The organism is Ideonella alba (assembly GCF_018069845.1).
GTDB classification, from domain to species: Bacteria; Pseudomonadota; Gammaproteobacteria; order Burkholderiales; family Burkholderiaceae_C; genus Ideonella; species Ideonella alba.
In genome coordinates this window covers 1-26,004 of the sequence record NZ_JAGQDD010000007.1, presented here as the reverse complement: position 1 = coordinate 26,004, position 26,004 = coordinate 1, and the positions used below count along the sequence as shown (strand labels likewise).

Below are 26,004 nucleotides of genomic sequence, written 5' to 3'. Positions count from 1 at the left end.
CCGACGATTCCTCAGGCCCCTCGCCGCATGTTGCCCAAGCTTCTCACCCAGATTTTCGGCAGTCGCAACGACCGCCTGCTCAAGCAGTACCGCCGCGTTGTCGAGAAGATCAACGCCCTGGAGGGCCAGTTCTCGGCGCTGGACGACGCGGCCCTGCAGGCCATGACGCCCCAGCTGCGCGAGCGCCTGGCTCAGGGCGCCACGCTGGACGACCTGCTGCCCGAGGCCTTCGCCACGGTGCGCGAGGCCGGCAAGCGCACGCTGAAGATGCGCCACTTCGATGTGCAGCTGCTGGGCGGCATGACGCTGCACAACGGCAAGATCGCCGAGATGCGCACCGGCGAGGGCAAGACGCTGATGGCCACGCTGCCGGTCTACCTCAATGCACTGGCCGGCAAGGGCGTGCACGTGGTGACGGTCAACGACTACCTGGCCAGCCGCGATGCCGAGTGGATGGGCCGGCTCTACAACTTCCTGGGCCTGACCGTGGGCGTCAACGTGCCCGGCATGGACCGCGCCCAGAAGCAGGCCGCCTATGGCGCCGACATCACCTACGGCACCAACAACGAGTTCGGCTTCGACTACCTGCGCGACAACATGGTCCACGAGACCGGCGACCGGGTGCAGCGCGGGCTGAACTTCGCGATCGTCGACGAGGTGGACTCCATCCTGATCGACGAGGCCCGCACGCCGCTGATCATCTCCGGCCAGGCCGAGGACCACACCGAGCTGTACGTGCGCATCAATGGCGTGGTGCCGCAGCTCAAGAAGCAGATCGGCGAGGCCGATCCGCGCACCGGCGAGGGCGTGATCGAGCCGGGCGACTTCACGGTCGACGAGAAGACCCACCAGGTCTTCCTGACCGAGGCCGGCCACGAGAACGCCGAGCGCATCCTGGCGCAGGCCGGGCTGCTGGCCGAGGGTGCCAGCCTCTACGACCCGGCCAACATCACGCTGATGCACCATGTGTACGCGGCGCTGCGGGCCCAGCACCTGTACCACCGTGACCAGCACTACGTGGTGCAGAACGGCGAGGTGGTGATCGTCGACGAATTCACCGGTCGCCTGATGACCGGCCGTCGCTGGTCCGACGGCCTGCACCAGGCGGTGGAGGCCAAGGAAGGCGTGGCCATCCAGAGCGAGAACCAGACGCTGGCCTCGATCACCTTCCAGAACTACTTCCGCATGTACGCCAAGCTCGGCGGCATGACCGGCACGGCCGACACCGAGGCTTACGAGTTCCAGGAGATCTACGGCCTGGAAACCGTGGTGATCCCGCCGAACCGGCCGACGATCCGCAAGGACGAGAACGACCTGGTCTACAAGACCGCGCGCGAGAAGTACAACGCGGTCATCGAGGACATCCGCGACTGCCACACCCGCGGCCAGCCGGTGCTGGTGGGCACCACCTCGATCGAGAATTCCGAGCTGATCTCGGGACTGCTCAACCAGGCCAAGCTGCCGCACCAGGTGCTCAACGCCAAGCAGCACGCCAAGGAGGCCGAGATCGTGGCCCAGGCGGGTCGCCCGGGCGTGATCACCATCGCCACCAACATGGCCGGTCGCGGCACCGACATCGTGCTGGGCGGCAACGTCGAGAAGCAGATCCAGTTCCTGGAGGCCGACGAGGCCGTGCCGGCGGACGAGAAGACCCGCCGCATCCAGCAGCTCAAGGACGAGTGGGCCGGCCTGCACGAGAAGGTCAAGGCCGAAGGCGGCCTGCGCATCATCGCCACCGAACGCCACGAGAGCCGCCGCATCGACAACCAGCTGCGCGGCCGCTCGGGCCGCCAGGGTGACCCGGGTGCCTCGCGCTTCTACCTGAGCCTGGACGATCCGCTGATGCGCATCTTCGCGGGCGACCGCGTGCGCTCGATCATGGACCGCCTGAAGATGCCCGAAGGCGAGGCCATCGAGGCCGGCATCGTCAGCCGCTCGATCGAGAGCGCGCAGCGCAAGGTCGAGGCGCGCAACTTCGACATCCGCAAGCAGCTGCTCGAGTACGACGACGTCTCCAACGACCAGCGCAAGGTCATCTACCAGCAGCGCAACGACATCCTCGAAGCGCCGTCGCTGGTGGCCCAGATCGCCAACCTGCGCTCGTCCACGATGACCGAGGTGGTGCGCACCTACGTGCCGCAGGAATCGGTCGAGGAACAGTGGGACCTGGCCGGCCTGGAGCAGGTGCTGAAGGACGAGTGGCAGCTCGAGGTGCCGCTGCGCCAATGGGTGGAGGACAGCGACGCCGTCACCGACGAGGAGATCGTCGAGAAGGTGGTCGGCGCGGCCGACGCCGCCTTCCAGGCCAAGCTCGACCTGGTGGGTGACGAGCAGTTCACGCCCTTCATGCGCATGGTGCTGCTGCAGTCGATCGACACCCACTGGCGCGAGCACCTGGCCGCGCTGGACTACCTGCGCCAGGGCATCCACCTGCGCGGCTATGCGCAGAAGAACCCGAAGCAGGAGTACAAGCGCGAGGCCTTCGAGCTGTTCTCGCAGCTGCTCGACGTGGTCAAGATGGAAGTCACGCGCGTGCTGATGACGGTGCGCGTGCAGACCCAGGAGCAGGTGGCCCAGGCCGCCGAGGCCATGGAAGAGCGCGCCGAGACCGTGCGCAACGTCACCTACACCCATCCCAACGAGGACGGCAGCGTCAGCGCCGAGGCCGATCCGGCCACGCTGGCCGCCGAGGTGCCGCGCGTCGGCCGCAACGACCCCTGCCCCTGCGGCAGCGGCAAGAAGTACAAGGCCTGCCACGGCCGCCTGGCCTGAGGCCGTGGCGCGCCGCATGAGGCGCGCCGCTCACTCAGTGCAGGGTCGCGGCTGAGCGGCCGCTGCCGGCCTCGTCGTCTGGCCGTGGGTGGTCAGGTCGCTGGGCCGGCTGCGATGAGGCATCCGGCAACTCGTAGCGGGTGGCCGGCCCCTTGCCGATCTGCACCAGCAGGCCGCGCCCCGCCAGCGCCACCAGGTGCTTGCTGGCGGTCGCCAGGCCCAGTCCGCTGATCGCCGCGTAATGGCGCTTCTGCAGCGCGCCGTGCTGCGCCAGATGCGCCAGCACCTTGGCGCAGCGCGCTCGGTCCAGCAGGTCCGCGGCCTGGGCCTCCCAGTGCGCGCGCCGCAGCTCCTCCTGGCTCAGCGCCCGCTCGAACACATCGCGCAGACTGTCCAGCGCCTCATCCATGTCCTCGGGGCGGCCGTGGGTGTGTGCCAGCGCCAGCGCTGACTCGCGCTCGCGCACGGCGATCGCCAGGTAGGCGCGGGCGATCTGCAGCCGCGCGCGCACCTGCTCGACCGGTGGCAGGTCCGGCATGGCCAGCCGGCGCCGCTGCTGCCGCACCGCATTCATCTCCTGGTAGTGGTCGGCAAACTCGTCGGGCAGCAGCCGGTCGGGCAGGTTGTCGGATCCCAGGGCATTGGACTTCAGCGCACTGACGGTCTCGGCCCAGCCCTGACGCTGGTCGAGCTGGCCCAGCCGCAGTGCGATGCCGGCATGGTGGTCGCCCAGGCGCTCGTCCTCGGGGTTCTGGTCGCGCGCGAAGCGGTGGAAGTAGGCCTCGGCCAGGTTGAAGTGGCACACGCTCAGGCGGCCGCTGATGCCGCCGCGCTCGTAGACCTGCATCGCGGCGTCGTAGTGCTGGATCGCCAGGTCGTACTGGGCCTTGTAGAAATGCGCGATGCCCACGTGCAGTTGCGCACCGGCCAGCACCTCGGGCTCCAGCGTCGTGTCGCGGGCGGCGTCCAGCACGCGCTGGCCGTAGTGGATCGCCCGGCCAATGTCCCGGGCCTCGGCGTAGATCAGGCTCAGGTTGTTGCAGGTGGACAGCGCCGAGCGCTGGTCGCCCAGGCGCTCGTAGATGTTCAGCGCGCGCTGCTTGTGCGCCATCGCCTTCTGCAACTGGCCGGCGCAGCGCCAGTACTCGCCCCAGACCTGCTCCACCTCGGCGCGGATCTCGTCGGGCAGCGGGTGGTCGCGGTCGAGCTCGTCCACCTGTTCCAGCAGGGGCAGCGACTTCGGGTCGTTGCGGCGCACGTGGATCCAGGCCAGGTGCACCAGCGAGCGCACCAGCTCTTCGCGCGCGCGCTCGGTGTCGGGGTCGTCGTCCTGGCCACCGGCGGCCACCCGCAGATGACGCAGCGCATCGTCATAGCAGGCCAGGGTGCGGTCGTGGTCGCGGGCCATGTGGAAACGGCCCAGCGCCGCGAAGGCCCGACCGCACAGCAGCGCCAGCCCGGTGGCGTCGGCGATGCGCAGGGCCTGCTGCAGGCAGTCGTTCTCGCGCAGCAGGTCGTGCCGGTGGCGCCACAGCGTCGCCATGTCCAGCGCCACTTCGAAAGCCACCCGCCGGTCGCGGCGGGGCAGCTCCCAGCTGTCGACCATCGCGTCGGCCTCTTCGGTGGCGGCCAGGGCCAGCGAATGCCGGCGGAAGACCTGCAGCACCAGCGCCGGGTCGTCGGCGGACAGGCTGTGCCACAGCGCGTCGGTGGCGCGCGCCTCGGCCATCGCCTGCTCGGCCTGCGCCAGGTGCCAGGGCTGGCCAGGCGCTGGCGTCGCCAGGGGCTGCTCGGCCAGTGCGCGCCAGGTGGCCTGGCGCAGGCTCAGCAGCCACTCGCCCGGGGGCTCGCGCTGCAGCAGCGCGGCGCCCAGCTGCTGGCGGCCCTTGTCCATGTAGCGGTAGAGCGTGCTGGGCACCACCGACCACAGGCCGCACAGGTTGTCGACGGCGGTCTCGTTCTCGCGGCGCCGGTAGTGCGACGGGAAGGCCGGCACCGCCAGGAAGCCATGGTGGCTGGCCAGCGCCAGCAGCGGTCGCCAGCTGGTGCTCTGCAGCCAGGCCTGCGCCGGGATGTCGGCCAGGCCCGGCTGACGGTCGGGTCGCAGCTGCGACAGTGCCCAGACCAGCACGCAGCGCAGCGCGAACAGCCGTCGCTGCGTGGGCGGCACGGCATCGCCCAGTGTGCCCAACACCGGCTGCAGCCAGCGCCGCTGCAGCCAGGCTGCCAGGCGGGGATGACGCGGCCCCAGACCTTCATGCAACTGGCCATTGCGGTGCGCCTGGAGGCCGGCATTCAGCAGCACGTCGAAGGCCCGGGACGAGAGCGTGCGCGTGGCGGGAGTCATGGCGATGGCGACGGGGCGAAGAGGAATCGTCCATCAATCGTACACGCTCGGCCGGGATCGGTGCTGCCGCCTGCGTGGCCTTGCAGGGCGGTCTCGCCTATGGTGCTGCAGGCAACGTGGCCGAGGTGCGTCCAGCATCCGCGGACATCGATTCAGGAGTACCCATGCCGTCTGACAACACCCCCCTCCCGGTGCAGGCCCAGGACCTGTGTCTGCTGGTCTACGCGCCTTTTGGCGACGACTACGCGCTCAGCCGCTATCCCGGCGACAACACCCGCTGGCGCGACCATCCGCTGCTGGCATCGCTGTCGGAGGTCGCCGCCAGCGGCGTGCCGGTGCTGGCGATGCTGGACCTGCCCGGCGAGCCGACCCGGCTGCTGCAGATCGACCCCGCGGCACCGGCCGCGCTGCGCGAAGAGATCTGCTGGAAGCTGGACATGGCGGCGGCGCCGTCGCTGTCCGGCCTGCTGCAGACCGCGCTGGCCCGCTACCCTGGCAAGCGCCTGGCGCTGTGCCTGGAAGGCCACGGCAGCGGCTACCTGCCCGCCATCGACAAGGCAGGCCTGATGCACCTGCACGAACTCGGGCGACTGGGTGACTGGCAGCGCGCCGGCCAGGAACAGGCCCCTTTCGACGCTTCCGGTCGGTCGGTGTACGAGCGCGGTGTGCCCACACTGCCGGGCGGCGGCCCGACCCTGCCAGGGGGCGGCCCGACCCTGCCGGGCGGTGGCCCCACCCTGCCAGGCGGTGGCCCCACCCTGCCGGGCGGTGGCCCCACCCTGCCGGGCGGTGGCCCCACACTGCCGGGCGGTGGCCCCACCTTGCCGGGCGGTGGCCCCACCCTGCCGGGCGGCGGCCCGACCTTGCCGGGCGGCGGCCCGACCTTGCCGGGCGGTGGTCCGACCCTGCCGGGCGGTGGTCCGACCCTGCCGGGCGGCGGCCCGACCCTGCCGGGCGGCGGCCCGACCCTGCCGGGCGGTGGCCCCACCTTGCCGGTCAGCCATGCGTCCATGCCCACCTGGGTGCTGGGCCAGGCCCTGGCGGCCGGTCTGCAGGGCAGCGGGTCCCGGTTGGCCGTGCTGCACCTGGCCAACTGCTTCAACATGTCGGTCGAGGTGCTGCACACGGTGGCGCCCTACGCCGACGCGGCCAGCGGCTACTGCAGCACCAACTACTTCTCCGGTGCCGCCTCGTACCCGGCGGTGTTTCGCCGCCTGGCCCAGGCTGGTTCCACCGCTGCAGTGACCCTGGCCGGCTGGTTCGTCGAGGAAAACCATCGCCTGCTGTCCCAGCGGGGTCGCCATCCGCTGGTCGGCGGCGCGCTGGAGTTGCGCCGCATGGCCGACGTCACGCGGGGCGTCGAGCAGCTGTCCGACGCCCTGCTGCAGGAGCTGCGCACCACCCGCCATCCGCGGCGGTCCCGCCGCCGCATCGAGTCGGCCGTGGTCAAGGCCCAGCAGTACGACACCAGTGGCGACCTGCTGCTGGAAGGGCCGGACCAACTGACCGACCTGCACAGCCTGGCCCACTGCATGGCCCGCGACCTGGAAGACTGGCCCGAGGTCCACACCGCGGCGCTGGCGCTGTGCCGTGCACTGGAGGGCATCAAGCGGGTCGGCGACATCGACTCGCCGTGGATGGACGATCGCGGCGAGATCGTCTGGGATTTCACCGATCCGCACCTGGCGATGAACATCTTTCTGCCCGACCCCACCCGCAGCGGCCAGTGGGACTGGCGCACACCCTTCTACGTCGACATCAATCCCGGGCAGGGTCCGGCGCGTCTGCAGGTCGGGGTGGTGCCTTTCCTGCAGGAGACGAACTGGGTCGAGTTCGTCCGCGAATACCACGCGGACACGGTGTTCCGCGCGATCAGCGTGCCGGGCCTGTTCACCGTGCCCACGGCCCGCCATGGCGTGCGGCCGGTCCCGGCCGACCGGCTGGTGCCCGGGCAGCGGGCAGCCCGGCAGGCGCCGGTGCCCGGCCCGATCGCCCGCCGCGTGGCGACCATGCTGGCGAAGGACGACCCGGTGGACGACTGAGCAGCGCATCTGGGGAATGGGCTCGATCGTCTATCGATCGTCCACGCCCCCGGGTCGGCAGGCCGTGGTCTGTGCGTCGTGATGTCACGCGAAGACCGGTGAAATGCCAACCATGCCGCGACGCCCACCGATGGGCAACGCGTCCAACCTGGAGAGCAACCATGGCCACCCTTCCCGACATGCTTCACGCCGAGATCCAACGCTGCCGCCGGGTTGCCGGCGATTGCGCCTCGCTGGGATCGACCGGTGCCTTTGCCAACGCCCTGCTGGAGCAGGCGCTGCGCGACGCCGAAGCGGCGCTGAGCCAGCGCGACTCCGCCGGCATCCAGCAGGCGCTGGAACGCCTGCGCCGCTACCGCGAGGTGCTGCCCGAGGCGCCCGCCCGCACGATCAGCGCTTCGACGCCGGTGCGTCGCGCCATGCCCCAGCGCACCCCGCTGACCCCGTACTGGGCAGCGCCGCGCGAGCAGTTCTTCACCTGGAAACGCGCCGCGTGATCGCCATGGCCCGCCAATCCACACTCACGATGACCGCGGTGCTCAGCCAGCGCGGTCTGGCCGACGTCCCGCCCCTGGGCCCGCTGCTGGGCGAGATGGCCGTCTGGGATCCCAGCGACGACCTGATGCGCGACCCCGCGCAGGCCTTCGAGGAGGCCGACCGCCAGGTCGTGCGCATCCTCAGCGGCATCAGCCTGCTCGGGCTGGTGCTGGTGGCGGTGGTGGCGATCGGGCAACTGGTGGCCTGACGGGCCCGCGCGGCGGATCGGAGGACGCCCAGGCGCCTCCCTACAATGCGCCTTCCCCGAAGCCACCCGCCCTGCGCCACCGCCATGCCCGTCCTGCTGACCGCTCCCCACCCCGCTGACCTCCACCCGGTGCCCGGCCTGCGCCTGGGCGTGGCCGAAGCCGGCGTGCGCAAGGCGAACCGCAAGGACCTGGTGGTGCTGGAGCTGGCCGAAGGCTCGGCCGTGGCCGGCGTCTTCACCCGGAACCGCTACTGCGCAGCGCCGGTGCAGGTCTGCCGTGAGCACCTGGCCAGCGGCTCGGCCATCCGCGCCGTGCTGATCAACACCGGCAATGCCAATGCCGGCACCGGCGCCGACGGCCTGGCGCGTGCCCGCCGCAGCTGCGACGCACTGGCCGCCCGCATGGGTCTGACGCCGCAGCAGGTGCTGCCGTTCTCCACCGGCGTGATCATGGAAACCCTGCCGGTCGAGCGCATCGAGGCCGGCCTGCCGGCCGCGCTGGCCGACCTGTCGGCGTCGAACTGGTCGCGTGCCGCCGAAGGCATCATGACCACCGACACCCTGCCCAAGGCCGCGTCGCGCCAGGTCCAGATCGGTGGCCGCACGGTCACCGTCACCGGCATCTCCAAGGGCGCCGGCATGATCCGCCCGAACATGGCGACGATGCTGGGCTTCATCGCCACCGATGCGGTGCTGGCCCCGTCGCTGCTGCAGCCCTTGGTCAAGCAGGCGGCGGATGCCTCGTTCAACCGCATCACGATCGACGGCGACACCTCCACCAACGACAGCTTCGTGCTGATCGCCACCCGCCAGGCGGGCCACGCCGAGATCACCGCGCTCGACAGCGCCGACGGCCAGATCCTGCGCGACGCGGTGTTCGCGGTGGCGCGCCAGCTGGCCCAGGCCATCGTGCGCGACGGCGAAGGCGCCACCAAGTTCATCACGGTGCAGATCGACGGCGGCCGCACCGAGGCCGAATGCCGCCTGGCGGCCTACGCGATCGCCCATTCGCCGCTGGTCAAGACCGCGTTCTTCGCCAGCGACCCCAACCTGGGCCGCATCCTGGCCGCGGTGGGCTACGCCGGCATTGACGACCTTGACCAGCAGCTCATCGAGATGCACCTGGACGACGTGCATGTCGTCACGCAGGGCGGCCGGCATCCGGCCTACCGCGAGGAAGACGGGCAGCGGGTGATGAAGCAGGCCGAGATCACGGTGCGCGTGCACCTGGGCCGTGGCGCGGCCAGCAGCACCGTCTGGACCTGCGACCTGTCGCACGACTACGTCAGCATCAACGCCGACTACCGCTCCTGAGCGCAGGCGTGCGGGCCGTGGCGGCGTGACGCCGCCCGGCTGGTGCCTCAGTTCGAGCCGAAGGGCCGCTGCTCCAGCTGGTGGCCTTCGATCTCGCCGCGGTACTCCACCTTGCCGCGCAGACGGGCGCGCGGGTGGATGTCGAGCAGCGCGTCGTACAGGGCGTCGCCCAGCAGCGTGGCGGTGCCGGTGATCTCGAGCGACTTGCGCGCGATCACGGTGCCGCGCACCTTGCCCTCGATCAGCACATGATCGGCCTCGATCGTGGTCGACTCGATCACGCCGGTGGCACCCACATGCACCGTGCCACCACTCTGGAAGCTGATGTCGCCCTGCAGCAGGCCGTCCACCTTCAGACCCAGGTCCTGGCGCGAGCTGAACGAGCCTTCGAAGACGGCCCCTTCAGCGATCAGGCTGGAAATCGCATTGAGCTGCTCGACGGGCACAAGGCGCGCCGGAGCGCGGGTGGCATCTGGGCTGTTCACATCTACTCCTGAGCGTCGGCCGCGGAGGCCGCTTCTGCTGATCGCGATGGTAACCGACGGTGACGAGACTGCGGTTGGGCGGCCAGGGACTCGTCATCCAGGCGCAACTGCAGCGGCGCACTGGCGGCCGGCGGCGCGATGGGCACGGCTGGCGCAGCGACCGATGCCACCGGCGTGGGCCTGACCGCAGGCGTGACCGTCGTCCGGGCGGGCGGGGCCGCGCCGTCCGCACCGGCCGCCCGCAGCCACCACCAGGCGGCCAGCGAGGCCAGCAGCAGCGGCGGCCCCAGGTAGACCAGCGCCTTGCCCAGCAGGAACACGCTCCAGCGCCAGGCCAGGCGGCGCCGGGCCACCCAGGTGTTGCGCCGCTGCGAACGTTGGAGCGCGGAGCGCAGCAGCTCCTGGCTGGTGGCGACCGTGGTCGCCTCAGCCCTGCTTCGGGACATCGGTGCGCACGCGCTCCAGCTGCGCGTTCAGGTCGGCGCCGTTGACCTGCAGGTGGGTGTAGCGGATGCGGCCGGAGACGCTGGCCGATTCGTGCAGCGTGACCCGGCCGCCCGAGGCATCGAGCAGGCCCACGGCCTGACCCATCACCGCGATGTTGGGCGCGCAGATGTCGCCGACCACGGTGCCGGTCTCGGTGATCGTCACATGGCCGTCGGGCGACTGTTCGAGCCGCAGGTCGCCCTGCACCTCGCCGGCCACGGTGATCGAGCCGACGATGCGCGCCGCGCCGGTGAAGGACAGGCCCGAGGCCAGCGTGGAGTGGCGGGCCGACAACTCGGCGCCGGGCAGGGCCTGCACCGCGGGCTGCAGCGTGGGCACGCGGTCGACGTCGGGCATGGTCTGGCCCAGCGCGATCGCGGGGACCTCGGCAGCCGGCTGGCCGTTGTCGTCGGGGGAGGGCAGGGCAGTGGTGTCGTCCATGGCTCAGGCGGTGTCGTCGAGCACCGGCAGCGCGGACTCGCCGCGCAGGGTGCGAAAGGGCCCCTGCAGCGTCGCGCCATCATACATACGCAGGCGCGTGGCCAGCAGCGTGCCGGTGGACACGCCGCTGCTGGCCACGTAGACGGTGCCCTGGCACTCGATCACGGTGTCGGGGTCGGCATCCGGCACGTCGGCACCGGCACGGCCCAGCAGGTACAGATCGCCCAGCACGCGGAAGCGGCCGCGGATCACACCGCCGGGCCACACCACCAGCCGCCCGACGATCTCGCCCTGACCGCCCAGTTCGCCCTGCAGCATCAGGCCGCCGGCATAGCGCACTCGGCCATCGAGCACGCTGCCCTCGGCCAGACGGTTCACGATGCCCAGGCGCACCGGGTCGATCACCAGCGTGTCGTGGTTGGCCGCGGGCAGATCGTCCTTCACTGTGGATTCCTTGGTTGCGTCACGCTCAGACCCGCCACCACCAGGCGCAGGCGGCCACCAGACCGGCACTCCAGACCAGCCAGGCCACCAGCAACAGCCCGATGCGCCAGCGTGCCAGACGCGGCAGGGACACGGGCCGTCCCACCAGCACCTCGCCCGGCTCGGCGGCCCAGGCGCTGCGCGCCGCCAGCAGCGTCAGCTCCAGCCCGGCGCGACTGCCTTCGACCAGCACACCGCGCGAGGGCTGGCGCACCAGCCCGACGCTGGGGCCCAGCGTCACCTGGCGCGTCGGGCCGACGATCTGCTCGGTGAAGTACTGGTCGATCGACTGCTCGTCGTGCATGGCCGTGGATTATCGCCTGCTAGCATCGCCCGGCCCCTGACGCCCGCACTTCCGGAGACCGCCCCCGTTGTACCGCCTGCGCCCCGACGACCTGTTGCGTGACCCCGCCTACCGGCGCCTGTGGGTGTCGGTGCTGTGCGGCTCGCTGGGCGGTCAGATCACGCTGCTGGCGCTGCCGCTGTCGGCCGCGGTGCTGCTGCACGCCAGCCCGACGCAGATGGGCTGGCTGACGGCGCTGGAGCTGCTGCCCTTCGTGCTGTTCTCGCTGCCCTCGGGCGTGTGGCTGGACCGCGTGCGCAAGCTGCCGGTGTATGTCGCGGGTGAGCTGTCGCTGGCCTTGGCGGTGGGCTCGGTGCCGCTGGCCTGGGCGATGGGCTGGCTGTCGATGAACTGGCTGTATGGCGTGGCCTTCGTCGTCGGCATGGTCAACGTCAGTGCCGGCACCGCCGCACAGATCGTGCTGACCCAGGTGGTGCCGCGCCAGCGCCTGGTCGAGGCCCACGCCAAGAACGCGCTGGCCAGCTCGGGCGCCGAGGTGGTCGGCCCCGGCCTGGCAGGCCTGCTGATCCGCGCGGTGGGCGCGCCGCTGGCGCTGCTGGCCGATGCCGTGCTGCTGACGTTCTCGGCCGGCGTGCTCAAGGGTCTGCGCGTCACCGAGCACCGCGACGGCGATGCCCGCCGCGGCTTCCTGCACGAACTGCTCGAGGGCCTGCGCTTCGTGCGCTCGCAAGCGCTGCTGGTGTCGCTGGCGGCCTGCGTGGCCACCTGGCAGATGTGCTACCACTCGGCGCTGGTGGTGCAGATCCTGCACGCCACGCGCACGCTGGGTCTGGACGAGCGCCAGGTGGGCCTGTGCTACATCGCGCTGGGCGTGGGCACGGTCACTGCCAGCCTGCGCGGCGACCGCCTGAGCCGGCGCATCGGCCCCGGTCCCAGCCTGGTCGTCGGCTTCGCGATCACTTCGATGGGCTGGGGGGCCGTGGCACTGGCGCCTACGGGCGCGTGGGGCGTGGCGGCCTTCGCGTGGATGCTGATGTGCTTCGGGGCCGGCGCGGTGATCCTGTTCATCAACTTCATCTCGCTGCGCCAGGCGGCCACGCCCGAGCCGCTGCTGGGGCGCATGACCAGCACCATGCGCTGGCTGATTCTGCTGCCCGCCGGACCCGGCGCGCTGTGGGGCGGCTGGCTGGGTGAGCATGTGGGTCTGCGCGCCTCGCTGGCCAGCGCAGCCATTGGCAGCGCGCTGCTGGCCCTGCTGGCCTGGCGGCTGCCGGCGATCCGCGGCGCCCGGCAACTGCCCACGCCGGCTCAGGCCACGTAGTCCAGCGCGAACAGCGTGCCGCGGCCGAGCGCGCCGCCGGCACCGGTGCAGCCCACCACGCTGCCGTCAGCGGCGATGCCGGGCGCGCCCTCGGGGCTGTAGCCGCAGGGGTCGTCCTCGCTGAAGCGGTGCACCACGGCGTAGCTGCCGTCGGGCGCGATGCGGTAGAGCGTGCCGCGCGGCATGGCCAGGTCGCCGCCGCCATTGGTCAGGCCCCACAGCGAGCCATCGGGATGGCGGGCCAGGCCGCCGCTGGGGTAGGCGCCGTCCTCGCCGCCGGTGAAGGCATGCACCACCTGCAGCGCGCCGCGGCGTGGGTGGCAGCGCCAGACCTGGCCTTGGTGGCGCGCCCGGTCGGCGCTGAGCACGCCCCAGACCCACCCATCGTCAGCCAGCACCAGTTCGCCCCGCGGCCCGCCGCTGGACCAGGTGTGCAGCACCTGCAGCGCGCCGCTGCGGACGTCCATACGGTAGAGCGCGCCACCCCGTTCGAGCGGCTCGCTGGTGGTGCCCACGAGCGCGCCGCCGGGCACCGACAACGGGCCCGAGATCACCGCCCCCAGGCCCTCGGCGCGCGGCGAGGCGATCACCCGGGCGCGCCAGGGCTGCTCGATCGGCGTGCGGTAGATTGCGTTGTCCGCGCGGTCACGCCGCAGCCCGGCGATGCCGTACAGGTGGTCGCCCAGCACCGCCAGGCGCCCCTGGAACTGGCCCGGGCCCTGGGACCGGCCGGCGCCCGGCTCCCAGCTCTGCGGCCCATCGGCCGCGGTGTGGCGCAGCAGGGTGCCCAGGCGCTGGCGGCCGCCGAACATCGTGCAGGCCCACAGCGCGCCCTGGCCGTCGAAGGCCGGCTCACCCGACGGGCCGAAGCCATTCGTGTCGCTGTAGCGCATGGCCACCAGCTCGCTGTAGTCGCCGTCCAGAGCCAGCCGGTAGACCTGGCCCAGGCTGCCCGAGCCGCCATGCATGAAGCAGCCGTACAGCGCGCCATCGGGGCCAGTGACCGGCGCACCCTGCGGCGTCGAACCATCGCCCGCACCGAGCACGTGCAGCACACGGGGGCCCATGCGGCCGGGCCGGGCCGCGCGGGCGGGCACGACCAGCGCGCTGGCGCTGCTCCAGGCGAGGAAGTCGCGACGGTGGATCGCAGTGGTCATGACGGGCTCCAGACGGGGCGGGATGAGGAGCCGCAGCGTGGGCCCATCAGCCCCTGAGTCCCATCCCTAGTGCCCTGTCCGCGCTAGGGGAGCGGGTTCAGCCGGCGTTCGCGTCGAAGCGGTCCACCGCGTCGGTGATCAGCCCGTCCACGCCGACGCTCAGCAGGCGCTGCGCCTGCGCCGGCTCGTTGACCGTGTAGCACAGCGCGCGCATCCCGGCGGCATGCAGCCGCTCGCACAGCGCGCCATCCATCAGGCGGAAGTTGGTGATCACCGCCACGCAGCCCAGCTGCTGCGCCACCGCCCACCAGCCCGGCCAGTCGGTGTCCACCAGCAGCGCCCGCGGCAGTTCGGGGGCGGCATCCCGCGCGCCAGCCAGCGCCTCGGGACGGAAGGAACTGAGCAGCGGCACGCGCGTGCGCCCGGCCCAGCGGTGCGCCACCTCGGCGGCCACCAGGCGGCCGGTGCGTTCCTCATCACCAGGCGTGGGCTTGATCTCCAGATCGAGGTCGAAGTCGTTGCGCTGCAGCCAGGTGGCGATGGCCGCCAGCGTGGCCGGCGGTTCGCCGGCGAAGGCGGCGCTGTGCCAGCCGCCGGCATCCAGCTGCGACAGCGCCGACCAGGGCAGATCCGCCGCACGGCCCTGGCCGTTGGTGGTGCGCTCCAGCGTGGCGTCGTGCAGCAGGAAGGCGACGTCGTCGCCCGAGAGCTTGACGTCGCACTCGAAGGCCCGGTAGCCGTGGCGCGCGCCTTCGCGGAACGCGGCCAGCGTGTTCTCGGGCGCCAGCTTCCCGGCGCCGCGGTGGGCGATCCAGCGCGGCAGCGGCCAGTCGCCGGTCATGCGGCGTCCACCCGCTGGCGGCTGCCGGGGTCGAACCAGTGCAGGTGCGCGGCGTCGGCCGACACGCCGAGGGTCTGGCCCGCCTGCGGCGCCGGCAGCGTGCTGTCGATGCGCAGCGTGAAGCCCTGGCCCAGCACCTGGCCGTGCACCAGGCGCTCGGCGCCCAGCATCTCCACGGTCTGCACCTGCATCGGCCAGCCGGCCGGGTCGATCCGGGCATGCTCGGGGCGCAGGCCCAGCACCAGTGCGCCGGCGCGCGGCGCGGCCGCCGGCAGCGCCACGGATTGGCCCTGGTGCGAGAAGGCTGGGCCGGCGGCTTCACCGTCCAGCAGGTTCATCGGCGGCGAGCCGATGAAGCCGGCGACGAAGGTGCTGGCCGGGCGGCTGTAGACCGCCTCGGGCGTGCCGAACTGCTCCATGCGCCCGCCGTTCATCACGATCATGCGCTGCGCCAGCGTCATCGCCTCGACCTGGTCATGGGTGACGAACAGGCTGGTGATGCCCAGCTCGCGGTGCAGCTTCTGGATCTCCAGCCGGGTCTGGGCGCGCAGCTTGGCGTCGAGGTTGGACAGCGGCTCGTCGAACAGGAAGACCTGCGGCTGGCGCACGATCGCGCGGCCCATGGCCACACGCTGGCGCTGGCCGCCAGACAACTCGCGCGGCCGGCGCTCCAGCAGGTGGCCCAGTTCCAGGATGCCGGCGGCCTTGCGCACCCGCTCGTCGATCTCGGTCTTGGGCCGGCCGGCGATCTTCAGGCCGTAGGCCATGTTGTCGTAGACGCTCATGTGCGGGTAGAGCGCGTAGTTCTGGAAGACCATCGCGATGTCGCGCTGCGAGGGCTCGAGCTGGTTGACCACCCGTGCGCCGATCGCGATCTCGCCGCCGGTGATCTCCTCCAGCCCGGCCACCATGCGCAGCAGCGTGCTCTTGCCGCAGCCCGAGGGGCCGACGATGACGATGAACTCGCCGTCGGCAATCTCGGCGTCCAGCCCGTGGATCACCTTGTTGAGCTTGGCGCCATGGCCATAGGCCTTCTCGACGCGGCGCAGGGAAATGCTTGCCATGGCTTATTTCTCGGAGTCGACCAGGCCCTTGACGAACCATTTCTGCATGAAGATCACCACCAGCGCCGGCGGCAGCATCGCCAGCATCGCCGTGGCCATCACCACGTTCCACTCGGTGTAGGCCTCGCCGGCGATCAGGCGCTTGATGCCCATGACGATCGGGTACATGCCCTCGTCGGTGGTCACCAGCAGCGGCCACAGGTACTGGTTCCAGCCGTAGATGAACTGGATCACGAACAGCGCCGCGATGCTGGTGGTCGACAGCGGCAGCAGCACGTCCTTGAAGAAGCGCAGCGGGCCGGCGCCGTCGATGCGCGCGGCCTCCACCAGTTCGTCGGGCACGGTCAGGAAGAACTGGCGGAACAGGAAGGTGGCAGTGGCGCTGGCGATCAGCGGCACGGTCAGACCGGCATAGCTGTTGAGCATGCCCAGCTGCGACACCACCTCATAGGTGGGCCCGATGCGCACCTCCACCGGCAGCATCAGCGTGACGAAGATCATCCAGAACACCAGCCCCCGCAGCGGGAAGCGGAAGTAGACGATGGCAAAGGCCGACAGCAGCGAGATCGCGATCTTGCCCAGCGCGATGACCAGCGCACTGACCAGGCTGATGCCCATCATCGGCAGCGCCGGCGGCACCGTGGAGCCGGCGCTGGTCTGGCCACCCAGCAGCGCCAGGCGGTAGGTCTCGAGCAGGTGGCTGCCGGGCCAGATCGACATCGGTCGGCCCTGGGCGATCTCCTCGGCGGTGTGGGTGGAGGCCACGAAGGTCAGCCACACCGGGAACACGATGACCAGCACGCCCAGCACCAGCACCAGGTGGGAGAGCAGCGTGGCGACGGGGCGTCTTTCGATCATGTCAGTACCGCCCGGCCGTTCCGAAGGTACTGACAGCCCCCTCGGGGGGTAGCGAACGAAGTGAGCTTGGGGGCTTCATGTTGTCAATACTGAACCTTGCGCTCGACGAAACGGAACTGCAGCACCGTCAGCGCCACCACCACCACCATCAGCACCACCGACTGCGCGGCCGAGCCGCCCATGTCCAGCGCCTTGAAGCCGTCGTAGTAGACCTTGTAGACCAGGATGGACGTGTCCTTGCCCGGGCCACCGCTGGTGGCCGCATCGACGATCGCGAAGGTGTCGAAGAAGGCGTAGACGATGTTCATCACCAGCAGGAAGAAGGCGGTGGGCGACAGCAGCGGGAACTGCACCGTCCAGAAGCGCCGCCACGGGCCGGCGCCGTCGATCGCTGCGGCCTCGATCAATGACTTGGGGATCGCCTGCAGCCCGGCCAGGAAGAACAGGAAGTTGTACGAGATCTGCTTCCACACCGCGGCCACCACGATCAGCGTCAGCGCATGGCCGCTGTCGAGCAGGTGGTTCCACTCGATGCCCAGCCAGCCCAGACCGTGGCTGACCACGCCCAGGCCCGGCATGAACAGGAACATCCACAGCACGCCCGCCACCGCCGGTGCCACTGCATAGGGCCAGACCAGCAGCGTGCGGTAGAAGCGCGAGCCGCGCACCACGCGGTCGGCCATCACCGCCAGCAGCAGCGACACGGCCAATCCGGTGCCCGCCACCAGCGCGGAATACAGCGCGGTCAGCTTGAACGAGTCCAGATAGGCCGGATCGCTGAACAGGCGCTCGAAATTGGCCAGGCCGACAAACTCGGTGCTGGTGCCGAAGGCATCCTGCTGCAGCACGCTCTGCCACAAGGCCTGCGCGGCAGGCCAGAAAAAGAACACCAGCACGATCGCCATCTGCGGGGCGATCAGCAGCCAGGGCAGCCAGCGGCTGCGGAAGAGGACGCGTTTTTCCATCGCAGGGGCCGCCCCGGGCGGGGGCCGGCCATTCAGGTCACTTCTGCGCCTTCTGGAAGCGCTCGAGCTGCTCGTTGCCGCGGGTGATCGCGGTGTCGAGCGCCTCCTTGGCGCCCTTCTTGCCGGCCCACACGCCTTCCAGCTCCTCGTCGATGATGGTGCGGATCTGCACGAAGTTGCCCAGGCGCACGCCGCGCGACTTGTCGGTGGTCTTGCGGATCATCTGCGTGACCGAGACGTCGGTGCCCGGGTTCTCCTTGTAGAAGCCCGACTTGTCGGTCAGCTCGAACGAGGCCTTGGTCACCGGCAGGTAGCCGGTGCGCTGGTGGCTCTTGGCGGCCACCTCGGGCTGCGACAGGTAGGCGAAGAAGGCCGCCACGCCCTTGTATTCGGCCGGCTTCTTGCCCGACATCACCCACAGGCTGGCGCCGCCGATCACGGTGTTCTGCGGCGCGCCGGGCACATCCGGGTAGTAGGGCAGGGCGCCGATGCCGTAGTCGAACTTGCCGTTGCGCTTGACGTTGCCGTACAGCGCCGAGGAGCCGGTCATCATCGCGCATTCGCCCGAAACGAAGACCGCATCGGCCTTGTTGCCGCGGCCCTTGTAGACGAACAGGCCCTGCTGGGCCATGTTGGCCAGGTTCTCGATGTGGCGGACATGCAGCGGCGTGTTGAAGGCCAACCGGGTGTCCAGGCCACCGAAGCCGTTGTTCTTGGTGGCGAACAGCGTGTTGTGCCAGGCCGAGAAGCTCTCCAGCTGGGTCCAGCTGATCCAGCTGGTGGTGTAGGGGCACTTGTGGCCGCTGGCCTTGAGCTTGGCGGCGGCCAGGGCCACCTCGGGCCAGGTGGTGGGCGGCTTGTTCGGGTCCAGGCCGGCGGCCTTGAGCGCGTCCTTGTTGTAGTGGAAGACGGGCGTGGAGCTGTTGAACGGGAAGCTCAGCATCTGGCCGTTGGGCGCGGTGTAGTAGCCGGCCACCGCGGGCACGTAGGCGCCCGGGTCGAACTTCTGGCCGGCTTCCTTCATCACCTCGGCCACCGGCTTGATCGCGCCCTTGCTGGCCATCATCGTGGCGGTGCCCACCTCGAAGACCTGCAGGATGTGCGGCGCATTGCCGGCACGGAAGGCGGCGATCGCGGCGGTCATCGACTCGTCGTAGCTGCCCTTGAAGGTGGGGACGATTTTGTAATCCTTCTGGCTGGCGTTGAAGTCCTTGGCCAGGTCGTTCACCCATTCGCCCAGGGCGCCGCCCATCGAGTGCCACCACTGGACCTCGACCTGTGCGTGCGCGGTGGTGCTAATCAGGCCGGCCACGGCCAGCAGGGCCAAACGTTGCTTCATCGGGATGTCTCCGGGAAAAAGGCGAAGGCGAGAGTCTGTCTCCCGCATGTGACAATCGCGTTGTCGCCGCTCAAGCGGTTCCTGGGCAAGCCGGAGAAACCCGGTTGCCGCTGACCGGGGGCGGCCGCGGTCCCTCTGAGCGGTGTGGTTTGCTGCACTGCGGTAGGATTCGCGCCCACGTTCCGCCGAGCCCACAGCCAGGCGCACCGTGCCCCGCCCGCCCGGCGCCCGGCCCGAGCACCTGCCCGACATGAACGCCCCGCACCCGATCGCTCCCCTGGCGCCCGTCGCCGACCGCCACGACAGCGCGCCCCGGCTGCGCGAGATCCCGTACAACTACACCTCGCTGTCCGACCGCGAGATCGTGCTGCGCCTGCTGGGCCCGCGCGCCTGGGAAGTCCTGAACCGCCTGCGCGAGGAACGCCGCACCGGCCGCTCCGCCCGCATGCTCTACGAGGTGCTGGGCGACATCTGGGTGGTGCAGCGCAACCCCTACCTGGAAGACGACCTGCTGGACAACCCGCGCCGGCGCGCGCTGTTGATCGACGCGCTGCGCCACCGCCTGGGCGAGGTCGAGAAGCGCCGCACGCCCGAGGCCGACCCGGCGCGCGACCAGGCCGTGGGCGAGCTGCTCGCCGCCGCCAGCGCGGCCGTGCAGCGTTTCGACGCGCGCTTCAATGAAGTGGCGGCGCTGCGCCAGCGCTGCCGCCGCCTGCTGGGCCGCCACACCGCCAAGGACAACGTCAAGTTCGACGGCCTGAGCCGCGTCTCGCACGTCACCGACGCCACCGACTGGCGCGTCGAATACCCCTTCGTCGTGCTGACCCCCGACACCGAAGCCGAGATGGCCCACCTGGTGGCCGCCTGTGTCGAGCTGGGCCTGACCATCGTGCCGCGCGGCGGCGGCACCGGCTACACCGGCGGCGCGGTGCCGCTGACCTGGAAGAGCGCGGTCATCAACACCGAGAAGCTCGAGCAGATGACCGAGGTCGAGCTGGTCGAGCTGCCGGGTCTGGCGCAGAAGGTGCCCACGATCTGGACCGGCGCCGGCGTGGTCACGCAGCGCGTGGCCGATGCGGCCGAGCGCGCCGGCTATGTCTTCGCGGTCGATCCCACCTCGGCCGAGGCCTCGTGCATCGGCGGCAACATCGCGATGAACGCCGGCGGCAAGAAGGCGGTGCTGTGGGGCACCGCGCTGGACAACCTGGCCAGCTGGCGGATGGTCACGCCCGAGGCCAAGTGGCTCGAGGTCACCCGCGTCGGCCACAACCTGGGCAAGATCCACGACGTCCCCACCGCCCGCTTCGAGCTGAAGTACTTCGACGCCAGCGGCAAGGTCCTGGAGCGCACCGAGACGCTGGACATCCCCGGCCGCGTGTTCCGCAAGGAAGGCCTGGGCAAGGATGTCACCGACAAGTTCCTCGCCGGCCTGCCCGGCGTGCAGAAGGAGGGCTGTGACGGCCTGATCACCAGCGCGCGCTGGGTGGTGCACCGCATGCCGGCGCACACCCGCACGGTGTGCCTGGAATTCTTCGGCAACCCCAGGGACTGCGTGCCCTCGATCGTCGAGATCAAGGACTTCATGTTCGACGAGATGAAGCGCCCGGGCGGTGCCATCCTCGCCGGCCTGGAGCATCTGGACGACCGCTACCTGAAGGCGGTGGGCTACACCACCAAGAGCAAACGCGGCGGCCTGCCCAAGATGGTGCTGGTGGGCGACATCGTCGGCGACGACGAGGATGCGGTGGCGCGCGCCACCTCGGAGGTCGTGCGCCTGGCCAACGGCCGCTCGGGCGAGGGCTTCGTGGCCGTCAGCGCCGAGTCGCGCAAGAAGTTCTGGCTCGACCGCAAGCGCACCGCGGCCATCAGCCGCCACACCAACGCCTTCAAGGTCAACGAGGACGTGGTGATCCCGCTCGAGCGCATGGGCGAGTACACGCTGGGCATCGAGCGCATCAACATCGAGCTGTCGCTGCGCAACAAGGTGGCGCTGGCTGACCAGCTCGAAGCCTTCTTCACCGGCGGCGCGCTGCCGCTGGGCAAGACCGAGGACGCGTCCGAACTGCCGGCCGCCGACCTGATCGAGGACCGCACCCAGCAGGCGCTGGCGCTGGTGCGCGACGTGCGCGCCCGCTGGCAGCACTGGATGAGCCGCCTGGACCAGGTGGACCCCAACGAAACCCGCAGCTGGTTCGACCAGTTGCAAGATGGCAGCCTGCGCGCCTCCTGGAAGCGTGAGCTGCTGCGCCCGCTGCAGACGCTGTTCTCGGGCGCCGTGTTCGCGCCGGTGATCGACGAGTGCCGCCGCATCCACCAGCAGGTGCTGCGCGGCCGGGTGTGGGTGGCGCTGCACATGCATGCCGGTGACGGCAATGTGCACACCAACATCCCGGTCAACTCCGACAACTACGAGATGCTGCAGACCGCCCATGAGGCGGTGGGCCGGATCATGGTGCTGGCGCGCAGCCTGGGCGGCGTGATCAGCGGCGAGCACGGCATCGGCATCACCAAGCTCGAGTTCCTGTCCGACGACGAGATCGCCAGCTTCGCGGCCTACAAGGCCCAGGTCGACCCGGAAGGCCGCTTCAACAAGGGCAAGCTGCTGCGCGGCGAGGCCCGCACGCGCCTGGGCGAGGATGTCCACGCGGCCGACCTGACGCACGCCTACACGCCCAGCTTCGGCCTGATGGGGCACGAGTCGCTGATCATGCAGCAGAGCGACATCGGCGACATCGCCAACTCGGTCAAGGACTGCCTGCGCTGCGGCAAGTGCAAGCCGGTGTGCTCCACCCATGTGCCGCGCGCCAACCTGCTGTACAGCCCGCGCAACAAGATCCTCGCCACCTCGCTGCTGGTCGAGGCCTTCCTCTATGAGGAGCAGACCCGCCGCGGCGTGTCGATCGCCCACTGGGGCGAGTTCGAGGACGTGGCCGACCACTGCACGGTCTGCCACAAGTGCCTCAGCCCCTGCCCGGTGAAGATCGACTTCGGCGATGTCTCGATGGCCATGCGCAACCTGCTGCGCAAGATGGGCCACAAGACCTGGCGGCCCGGCAACGCGGCGGCCATGCTGATGCTCAACGCCACCAGCCCCGAGACCATCAAGCTGGCACGCACGGCGATGGTGGGCGTGGGCATGAAGGTCCAGCGCATGGCGCACGACGTGCTCAAGCTGGCCGCGCGCAAGCAGACCTCGGCCCCGCCGGCCACGGTGGGCGCGGCGCCGCTGAAGGAACAGGTCATCCACTTCATCAACAAGAAGATGCCCGGCGGTCTGCCCAAGAAGACCGCCCGCGCGCTGCTGGATGTGGAAGACAAGAACTACGTGCCGATCATCCGCGATCCGCAGGTCACCACCGCGGACAGCGAGGCCGTCTTCTATTTCCCCGGCTGCGGCTCCGAGCGCCTGTTCAGCCAGGTGGGTCTGGCCACCCAGGCCATGCTGTGGCGCGCCGGCGTGCAGACGGTGCTGCCGCCCGGCTACCTGTGCTGCGGCTACCCGCAGCGCGGCTCGGGCCAGTTCGACGTGGCCGAGAAGATGATCACCGACAACCGGGTGCTGTTCCACCGTGTGGCCAACACGCTGAACTACCTGGACATCAAGACCGTGGTGGTCTCCTGCGGCACCTGCTATGACCAGCTGCAGGGCTACAAGTTCGAGGAGATCTTCCCCGGCTGCCGCATCGTCGACATCCACGAGTTCCTGCTCGAAAAGGGCATCACGCTGGAGGGCTCGAAGGGCGGTTTCCTCTACCACGAGCCCTGCCACAGCCCGATGAAGCAGCAGGACTCGCTGAAGACCGTGCGCGCGCTGGTCGGGCCTGCGGTGGTCAAGAGCGAGCGCTGCTGTGGCGAGTCCGGCACGCTGGGCGTGAGCCGGCCTGACATCGCCACCCAGGTGCGCTTCCGCAAGGAAGAAGAGATCCGCAAGGCCGAGGCGGCGCTGCGCGCCACCGGCAGCGTGGGCGAGCAGGACAACCTGAAGATCCTCACCAGCTGCCCCAGCTGCCTGCAGGGCCTGTCGCGCTATGGCGATGACCTGGCCAACGGCCTGCTGGAAGCCGATTACGTGGTGGTCGAGATGGCCCGCCAGCTGTTGGGCCCGACCTGGCTGGAAGACTACGTCGCCCGCGCCAACGCCGGCGGCATCGAGCGCGTGCTGGTGTGATGGCCTGCGAGCTGTGCACCCACCTGGAGACACCGGCCTGGTCGGTGGTGGCCTCCACGCCGCGTCTGCGCGTGGTGCGGGTGCAGGACGCGCCGGATTTTCCGGCCTTCTACCGCGTGATCTGGAACGCCCACGTGGCCGAGTTCAGCGACCTGTCGGCTGCCGACCGCAGCCACGCGATGGATACCGTGGTGACCGTGGAGCGCGCATTGCGCGAGCAGCTGTCGCCCACCAAGATCAACCTGGCGGCGCTGGGCAACCTGGTGCCTCACCTGCACTGGCATGTGATCGCGCGCTTCGAGCGCGACAGCCACTTCCCGCAGCCGATCTGGGGCGCGCGCCAGCGCGACAGCGACCCCGACGCGCTGGCGCGCCTCGGCCTGGCCCTGCCGGCCGTCGATGAACGCATCGCCGCGGCCCTGGCCGCACCGTGACGGAGACTTCCCCCATGTCCGCATCCCCGCTGCCCACCGCCCTGACCCTGCACCAGGCCTCGCGCGTGCTGGAAATCGCCTTCGATGACGGCGCGCAGTTCCGCATCCCGTTCGAGCTGATGCGCGTCTATTCGCCCTCGGCCGAGGTCATGGGCCACGGCCCCGGCCAGGAGACGCTGCAGACCGGCAAGCGCCAGGTCGGCATCATCGCCATCGAACCCGTCGGCCACTACGCGGTGCAGCCCAGCTTCGACGACGGCCATGACAGCGGCATCTTCACCTGGGAGTACCTGTACCGCCTGGGTGCCGAGCAGGCGGACCTGTGGTCGCGCTATGAGCAGCGCCTGCAGGAAGCCGGCGTCGACCGCGATGCGCCGATGCCGCCCAAGGCCGGCAGCGCCTGCGGCTCGCACTGAAGCAGGAGCGCACCATGTCGCAGACCCATTTCGGTTTCCAGACCGTCGACGAGACCGCCAAGGCCAGCAAGGTCAAGGGCGTCTTCGATTCGGTGGCCTCCAAGTACGACATCATGAACGACCTGATGTCGATGGGCCTGCACCGCGCCTGGAAGGCCTACACGGTGGCGGTGGCCAACCTGAAGGAAGGCGACCGGGTGCTCGACATCGCCGGCGGCACAGGCGACCTCTCGCGCGCCTTCGCCCGCAAGGTGGGCGAGCGCGGCATGGTGGTGCACACCGACATCAACGAGGCGATGCTGCGCACCGGCCGCGACCGGCTGCTCGACGAAGGCCTGGCGCTGCCCACCAACCTGTGTGACGCCGAGCAACTGCCCTACCCGGAAGCCAGCTTCGACCTGGTCAGCGTGGCCTTCGGCCTGCGCAACATGACCCACAAGGACATCGCGCTGGCCGAGATGTGCCGCGTGCTGCGCCCGGGCGGGCGGCTGCTGGTGCTGGAGTTCTCGAAGGTGGCGGCGCCGCTGCAAAAGCCCTACGACTGGTACTCGTTCAGCATCCTGCCGCGCATCGGCAGCCTGGTGGCCGGCGATGCCGACAGCTACCGCTACCTGGCCGAGTCGATCCGCATGCACCCGGACCAGGCCACGCTGAAGGCGATGATGAAGACCGCCGGCTTCGGCCATGTGGATGTGCACAACATGACCGGCGGCGTGGTGGCGCTGCACGTGGGCATCAAGTGTTGAACTAGAGCCCCCAGGCTCGCCGCGCTGCGGCTTCGCCACCCCCCGAGGGGGCTGCGCGGGCCTTGGGGCGGCCCGGCGGCCCGCGCTGTCGGCCCCCAGGCTCGCCGCACTGCGGCTTCGCCACCCCCCATGGGGGCTCCCGGGCCTTGGGAGCGGCCCGGCGGCCCGGGGCTGAGGCCCCCAGGCTAGCCGCTGAGCGGCATTGCGCCTGGCAGGCCGCGGGCAGCCGGGCGGCTGCCCCGCTCGTCAGGCGTGCTGCGTCCACAGGACGCACCACGTCCGGACTCGCCCCCCAAGGGGGCTGCGCGGGCCTTGGGCGGACCGCCTACCCGCGCGCTCAGGTGTCGGTCAGAAGACGTAGCTGACGCCGATGCTCAGCTGCGGGATCGCCTTGGTCTTTTCCACCTTGTCGCGCAGCTGCGCGGTTTCCTTGGCCACGTCGGCCTGGGCCAGCGGCGAGGCCAGCTGGCCGCGCGGCGTCACGGTGACGCTGGCGGTGCCGATCATCGCGCCCAGGTCGGCGTTGAAGCGCCAGCCGCTATCGCCCAGGCGATGGCCCCAGCCGATGCCCAGGTAGGGCGTGGTGCTGGGAAAACGCATCGCCACGGCCAGGCCGTCGGCCGCGGTCAGGGTGTAGCTGCCATCGCCCACCTTGACGGTGCGGCCGGCGCCCGAGGCATCCAGGTCCAGCTTGTAGTCATTGCTGGTCAGGCCGGCGGTGATGCGAAAGCCCGAGTCCATCGGGAACCAGTCGCCGAACACGGCGAAGCGGCCGGACTTCAGCTTGCCCTGGTAGGCAATGCCTTCCTGGGTGCTGTTGCGGCTGCGGTTGCCGGCGCTGGCCAGGTCGGCGCGCAGGGTGATCTGGTTGTTGATCGGCTGGGCCACGCCCAGCATCAGGCCGGGAGCGCCGATCGCGGTGTAGACCTCGGCAGCCTGGGCAGCGCTGGCAGCGCACAGGGCGGCGGCCACGGTCAACAGGGGCAGGATGGAACGGGACATGAAGACTCCTGGACAAAAGCGCGGCCCGGCCCGGTTGCTGCCGGGGCCGTCGGGGACATGGGTGGGCGCGCCGCCTGCCCGGCGCGCCGCCACTGTCGCCCAACCGCTGCGCCGGCGTCAATATCAAGTCGTAACCGATGTGGCCTGGGCGTAACGACTCAGGGGCATACTGCGGGTTTGTCCTTGTTCGAAGCGCCCCATGCCACGCGTCCTGCTCACCGGTGCCACCGGCTACATCGGCTCTCACACCTGGCTGGCCCTGTGGTCGGCCGGC

General features: G+C 70.4%; 23 protein-coding genes. 10 read left to right on the top strand and 13 right to left on the bottom strand.

Features of this window, described 5'->3' with window-relative positions; genetic code table 11:
* The first annotated feature begins 27 nt into the window (after positions 1-27).
* Positions 28-2,772, top strand: a complete 2,745-nt coding sequence (gene secA, locus KAK03_RS11260) for a preprotein translocase subunit SecA (RefSeq protein WP_210854056.1) — start codon at positions 28-30, stop codon at positions 2,770-2,772.
* 34 nt (positions 2,773-2,806) lie between these two features.
* Here secA and KAK03_RS11255 read toward each other — a convergent pair whose 3' ends face one another.
* Positions 2,807-5,119: a hypothetical protein gene (locus tag KAK03_RS11255; protein WP_210854055.1), complete on the bottom strand. Its 2,313-nt coding sequence runs from the start codon at positions 5,117-5,119 to the stop codon at positions 2,807-2,809.
* Positions 5,120-5,283: 164 nt separating this feature from the next.
* Here KAK03_RS11255 and KAK03_RS11250 point away from each other — a divergent pair, with 164 nt between their 5' ends.
* The 4 genes from KAK03_RS11250 to argJ all read left to right on the top strand — a co-directional run bounded on the left by KAK03_RS11250 (position 5,284) and on the right by argJ (position 9,220).
* Positions 5,284-7,161 carry a hypothetical protein gene (locus KAK03_RS11250; protein WP_210854054.1) on the top strand — a complete coding sequence of 626 codons (1,878 nt, stop codon included), beginning with the start codon at positions 5,284-5,286 and terminating at the stop codon, positions 7,159-7,161.
* Between the two features lie 161 nt (positions 7,162-7,322).
* Positions 7,323-7,658 (top strand): hypothetical protein, encoded by a 336-nt coding sequence (locus tag KAK03_RS11245; RefSeq protein WP_210854053.1) that lies wholly within the window; start codon positions 7,323-7,325, stop codon positions 7,656-7,658.
* A 5-nt stretch (positions 7,659-7,663) separates the two neighbouring features.
* Entirely contained in the window at positions 7,664-7,906 is a 243-nt protein-coding gene (locus KAK03_RS11240; RefSeq protein ID WP_210854052.1) for a hypothetical protein, read from the top strand.
* A gap of 84 nt (positions 7,907-7,990) precedes the next feature.
* Positions 7,991-9,220: a bifunctional glutamate N-acetyltransferase/amino-acid acetyltransferase ArgJ gene (gene argJ / locus KAK03_RS11235; RefSeq protein WP_210854051.1), complete on the top strand. Its 1,230-nt coding sequence runs from the start codon at positions 7,991-7,993 to the stop codon at positions 9,218-9,220.
* A 47-nt stretch (positions 9,221-9,267) separates the two neighbouring features.
* Here the strand turns inward: argJ and KAK03_RS11230 are convergent, their stop codons facing one another.
* The 5 genes from KAK03_RS11230 to KAK03_RS11210 are packed head-to-tail and all read right to left on the bottom strand — an operon-like array spanning position 9,268 to position 11,419.
* On the bottom strand, positions 9,268-9,705 hold the full coding sequence (locus KAK03_RS11230; protein WP_210854050.1) for a bactofilin family protein: 438 nt from the start codon (positions 9,703-9,705) through the stop codon (positions 9,268-9,270).
* Positions 9,706-9,707: 2 nt separating this feature from the next.
* Positions 9,708-10,151 carry a hypothetical protein gene (locus KAK03_RS11225; RefSeq protein WP_210854049.1) on the bottom strand — a complete coding sequence of 148 codons (444 nt, stop codon included), beginning with the start codon at positions 10,149-10,151 and terminating at the stop codon, positions 9,708-9,710.
* Positions 10,132-10,632, bottom strand: coding sequence for a bactofilin family protein (locus KAK03_RS11220; protein ID WP_210854048.1), 501 nt, complete (start codon positions 10,630-10,632; stop codon positions 10,132-10,134). Before KAK03_RS11220 ends, KAK03_RS11225 begins: the two co-directional genes overlap by 20 nt.
* 3 nt (positions 10,633-10,635) lie before the next feature.
* The gene (locus tag KAK03_RS11215) at positions 10,636-11,076 is read right to left on the bottom strand and encodes a bactofilin family protein (protein ID WP_310738563.1); all 441 of its coding nucleotides are present in this window, start codon (positions 11,074-11,076) and stop codon (positions 10,636-10,638) included.
* 25 nt (positions 11,077-11,101) lie between these two features.
* A complete protein-coding gene (locus KAK03_RS11210; protein WP_210854047.1) occupies positions 11,102-11,419 on the bottom strand; it encodes a hypothetical protein in 318 nt (105 codons plus the stop codon).
* A gap of 67 nt (positions 11,420-11,486) precedes the next feature.
* Here KAK03_RS11210 and KAK03_RS11205 point away from each other — a divergent pair, with 67 nt between their 5' ends.
* Positions 11,487-12,740: an MFS transporter gene (locus tag KAK03_RS11205; protein ID WP_210854046.1), complete on the top strand. Its 1,254-nt coding sequence runs from the start codon at positions 11,487-11,489 to the stop codon at positions 12,738-12,740.
* On the opposite strand, the gene KAK03_RS11200 is transcribed toward KAK03_RS11205, so the two are convergent.
* The 6 genes from KAK03_RS11200 to ugpB form a co-directional block, all read right to left on the bottom strand.
* Positions 12,728-13,897 carry a choice-of-anchor tandem repeat GloVer-containing protein gene (locus KAK03_RS11200; RefSeq protein WP_210854045.1) on the bottom strand — a complete coding sequence of 390 codons (1,170 nt, stop codon included), beginning with the start codon at positions 13,895-13,897 and terminating at the stop codon, positions 12,728-12,730. The genes KAK03_RS11205 and KAK03_RS11200 overlap by 13 nt on opposite strands.
* Before the next feature lie 97 nt (positions 13,898-13,994).
* Positions 13,995-14,738, bottom strand: a complete 744-nt coding sequence (ugpQ, locus tag KAK03_RS11195; RefSeq protein WP_210854044.1) for a glycerophosphodiester phosphodiesterase — start codon at positions 14,736-14,738, stop codon at positions 13,995-13,997.
* Positions 14,735-15,802, bottom strand: a complete 1,068-nt coding sequence (locus tag KAK03_RS11190) for a sn-glycerol-3-phosphate import ATP-binding protein UgpC (RefSeq protein WP_210854043.1) — start codon at positions 15,800-15,802, stop codon at positions 14,735-14,737. Before KAK03_RS11190 ends, ugpQ begins: the two co-directional genes overlap by 4 nt.
* A 3-nt stretch (positions 15,803-15,805) precedes the next feature.
* Positions 15,806-16,660 carry a sn-glycerol-3-phosphate ABC transporter permease UgpE gene (gene ugpE / locus KAK03_RS11185; RefSeq protein ID WP_210854042.1) on the bottom strand — a complete coding sequence of 285 codons (855 nt, stop codon included), beginning with the start codon at positions 16,658-16,660 and terminating at the stop codon, positions 15,806-15,808.
* Positions 16,661-16,743: 83 nt separating this feature from the next.
* Entirely contained in the window at positions 16,744-17,625 is an 882-nt protein-coding gene (gene ugpA, locus KAK03_RS11180; protein ID WP_210854041.1) for a sn-glycerol-3-phosphate ABC transporter permease UgpA, read from the bottom strand.
* 37 nt (positions 17,626-17,662) lie between these two features.
* Complete coding sequence (ugpB, locus tag KAK03_RS11175) at positions 17,663-18,964, bottom strand: sn-glycerol-3-phosphate ABC transporter substrate-binding protein UgpB (protein ID WP_210854040.1); 1,302 nt, start codon at positions 18,962-18,964, stop codon at positions 17,663-17,665.
* 250 nt (positions 18,965-19,214) lie between these two features.
* Here ugpB and KAK03_RS11170 point away from each other — a divergent pair, with 250 nt between their 5' ends.
* From KAK03_RS11170 to ubiE, 4 genes are read left to right on the top strand one after another with little or no spacing between them, the layout of a single operon-like run.
* A complete protein-coding gene (locus KAK03_RS11170) occupies positions 19,215-23,132 on the top strand; it encodes a DUF3683 domain-containing protein (RefSeq protein ID WP_210854226.1) in 3,918 nt (1,305 codons plus the stop codon).
* Positions 23,132-23,566 carry an HIT family protein gene (locus KAK03_RS11165; protein WP_210854039.1) on the top strand — a complete coding sequence of 145 codons (435 nt, stop codon included), beginning with the start codon at positions 23,132-23,134 and terminating at the stop codon, positions 23,564-23,566. The genes KAK03_RS11170 and KAK03_RS11165 overlap by 1 nt, the downstream gene beginning before the upstream one ends.
* Before the next feature lie 14 nt (positions 23,567-23,580).
* Complete coding sequence (locus tag KAK03_RS11160) at positions 23,581-23,982, top strand: gamma-butyrobetaine hydroxylase family protein (protein ID WP_210854038.1); 402 nt, start codon at positions 23,581-23,583, stop codon at positions 23,980-23,982.
* A 14-nt stretch (positions 23,983-23,996) separates the two neighbouring features.
* On the top strand, positions 23,997-24,728 hold the full coding sequence (gene ubiE / locus KAK03_RS11155) for a bifunctional demethylmenaquinone methyltransferase/2-methoxy-6-polyprenyl-1,4-benzoquinol methylase UbiE (RefSeq protein WP_210854037.1): 732 nt from the start codon (positions 23,997-23,999) through the stop codon (positions 24,726-24,728).
* Positions 24,729-25,076: 348 nt separating this feature from the next.
* On the opposite strand, the gene KAK03_RS11150 is transcribed toward ubiE, so the two are convergent.
* Entirely contained in the window at positions 25,077-25,730 is a 654-nt protein-coding gene (locus KAK03_RS11150; RefSeq protein WP_210854036.1) for a hypothetical protein, read from the bottom strand.
* Positions 25,731-26,004: the final 274 nt, after the last annotated feature.

Excerpts from the sequence above, each read along its gene's own strand:
- KAK03_RS11245 (WP_210854053.1), top strand. The coding sequence starts at position 7,323 with ATGGCCACCCTTCCCGACATGCTTCACGCCGAGATCCAACGCTGCCGC.
- argJ (WP_210854051.1), top strand. The coding sequence starts at position 7,991 with ATGCCCGTCCTGCTGACCGCTCCCCACCCCGCTGACCTCCACCCGGTG.
- KAK03_RS11170 (WP_210854226.1), top strand. The coding sequence starts at position 19,215 with ATGAACGCCCCGCACCCGATCGCTCCCCTGGCGCCCGTCGCCGACCGC.
- KAK03_RS11190 (WP_210854043.1), bottom strand. The coding sequence starts at position 15,802 with ATGGCAAGCATTTCCCTGCGCCGCGTCGAGAAGGCCTATGGCCATGGC.
- ubiE (WP_210854037.1), top strand. The coding sequence starts at position 23,997 with ATGTCGCAGACCCATTTCGGTTTCCAGACCGTCGACGAGACCGCCAAG.
- KAK03_RS11220 (WP_210854048.1), bottom strand. The coding sequence starts at position 10,632 with ATGGACGACACCACTGCCCTGCCCTCCCCCGACGACAACGGCCAGCCG.
- KAK03_RS11255 (WP_210854055.1), bottom strand. The coding sequence starts at position 5,119 with ATGACTCCCGCCACGCGCACGCTCTCGTCCCGGGCCTTCGACGTGCTG.
- KAK03_RS11210 (WP_210854047.1), bottom strand. The coding sequence starts at position 11,419 with ATGCACGACGAGCAGTCGATCGACCAGTACTTCACCGAGCAGATCGTC.
- KAK03_RS11200 (WP_210854045.1), bottom strand. The coding sequence starts at position 13,897 with ATGACCACTGCGATCCACCGTCGCGACTTCCTCGCCTGGAGCAGCGCC.
- KAK03_RS11160 (WP_210854038.1), top strand. The coding sequence starts at position 23,581 with ATGTCCGCATCCCCGCTGCCCACCGCCCTGACCCTGCACCAGGCCTCG.
- KAK03_RS11250 (WP_210854054.1), top strand. The coding sequence starts at position 5,284 with ATGCCGTCTGACAACACCCCCCTCCCGGTGCAGGCCCAGGACCTGTGT.
- secA (WP_210854056.1), top strand. The coding sequence starts at position 28 with ATGTTGCCCAAGCTTCTCACCCAGATTTTCGGCAGTCGCAACGACCGC.
- KAK03_RS11165 (WP_210854039.1), top strand. The coding sequence starts at position 23,132 with ATGGCCTGCGAGCTGTGCACCCACCTGGAGACACCGGCCTGGTCGGTG.
- ugpB (WP_210854040.1), bottom strand. The coding sequence starts at position 18,964 with ATGAAGCAACGTTTGGCCCTGCTGGCCGTGGCCGGCCTGATTAGCACC.
- KAK03_RS11150 (WP_210854036.1), bottom strand. The coding sequence starts at position 25,730 with ATGTCCCGTTCCATCCTGCCCCTGTTGACCGTGGCCGCCGCCCTGTGC.
- KAK03_RS11240 (WP_210854052.1), top strand. The coding sequence starts at position 7,664 with ATGGCCCGCCAATCCACACTCACGATGACCGCGGTGCTCAGCCAGCGC.
- ugpE (WP_210854042.1), bottom strand. The coding sequence starts at position 16,660 with ATGATCGAAAGACGCCCCGTCGCCACGCTGCTCTCCCACCTGGTGCTG.
- ugpQ (WP_210854044.1), bottom strand. The coding sequence starts at position 14,738 with ATGACCGGCGACTGGCCGCTGCCGCGCTGGATCGCCCACCGCGGCGCC.
- ugpA (WP_210854041.1), bottom strand. The coding sequence starts at position 17,625 with ATGGAAAAACGCGTCCTCTTCCGCAGCCGCTGGCTGCCCTGGCTGCTG.
- KAK03_RS11225 (WP_210854049.1), bottom strand. The coding sequence starts at position 10,151 with ATGTCCCGAAGCAGGGCTGAGGCGACCACGGTCGCCACCAGCCAGGAG.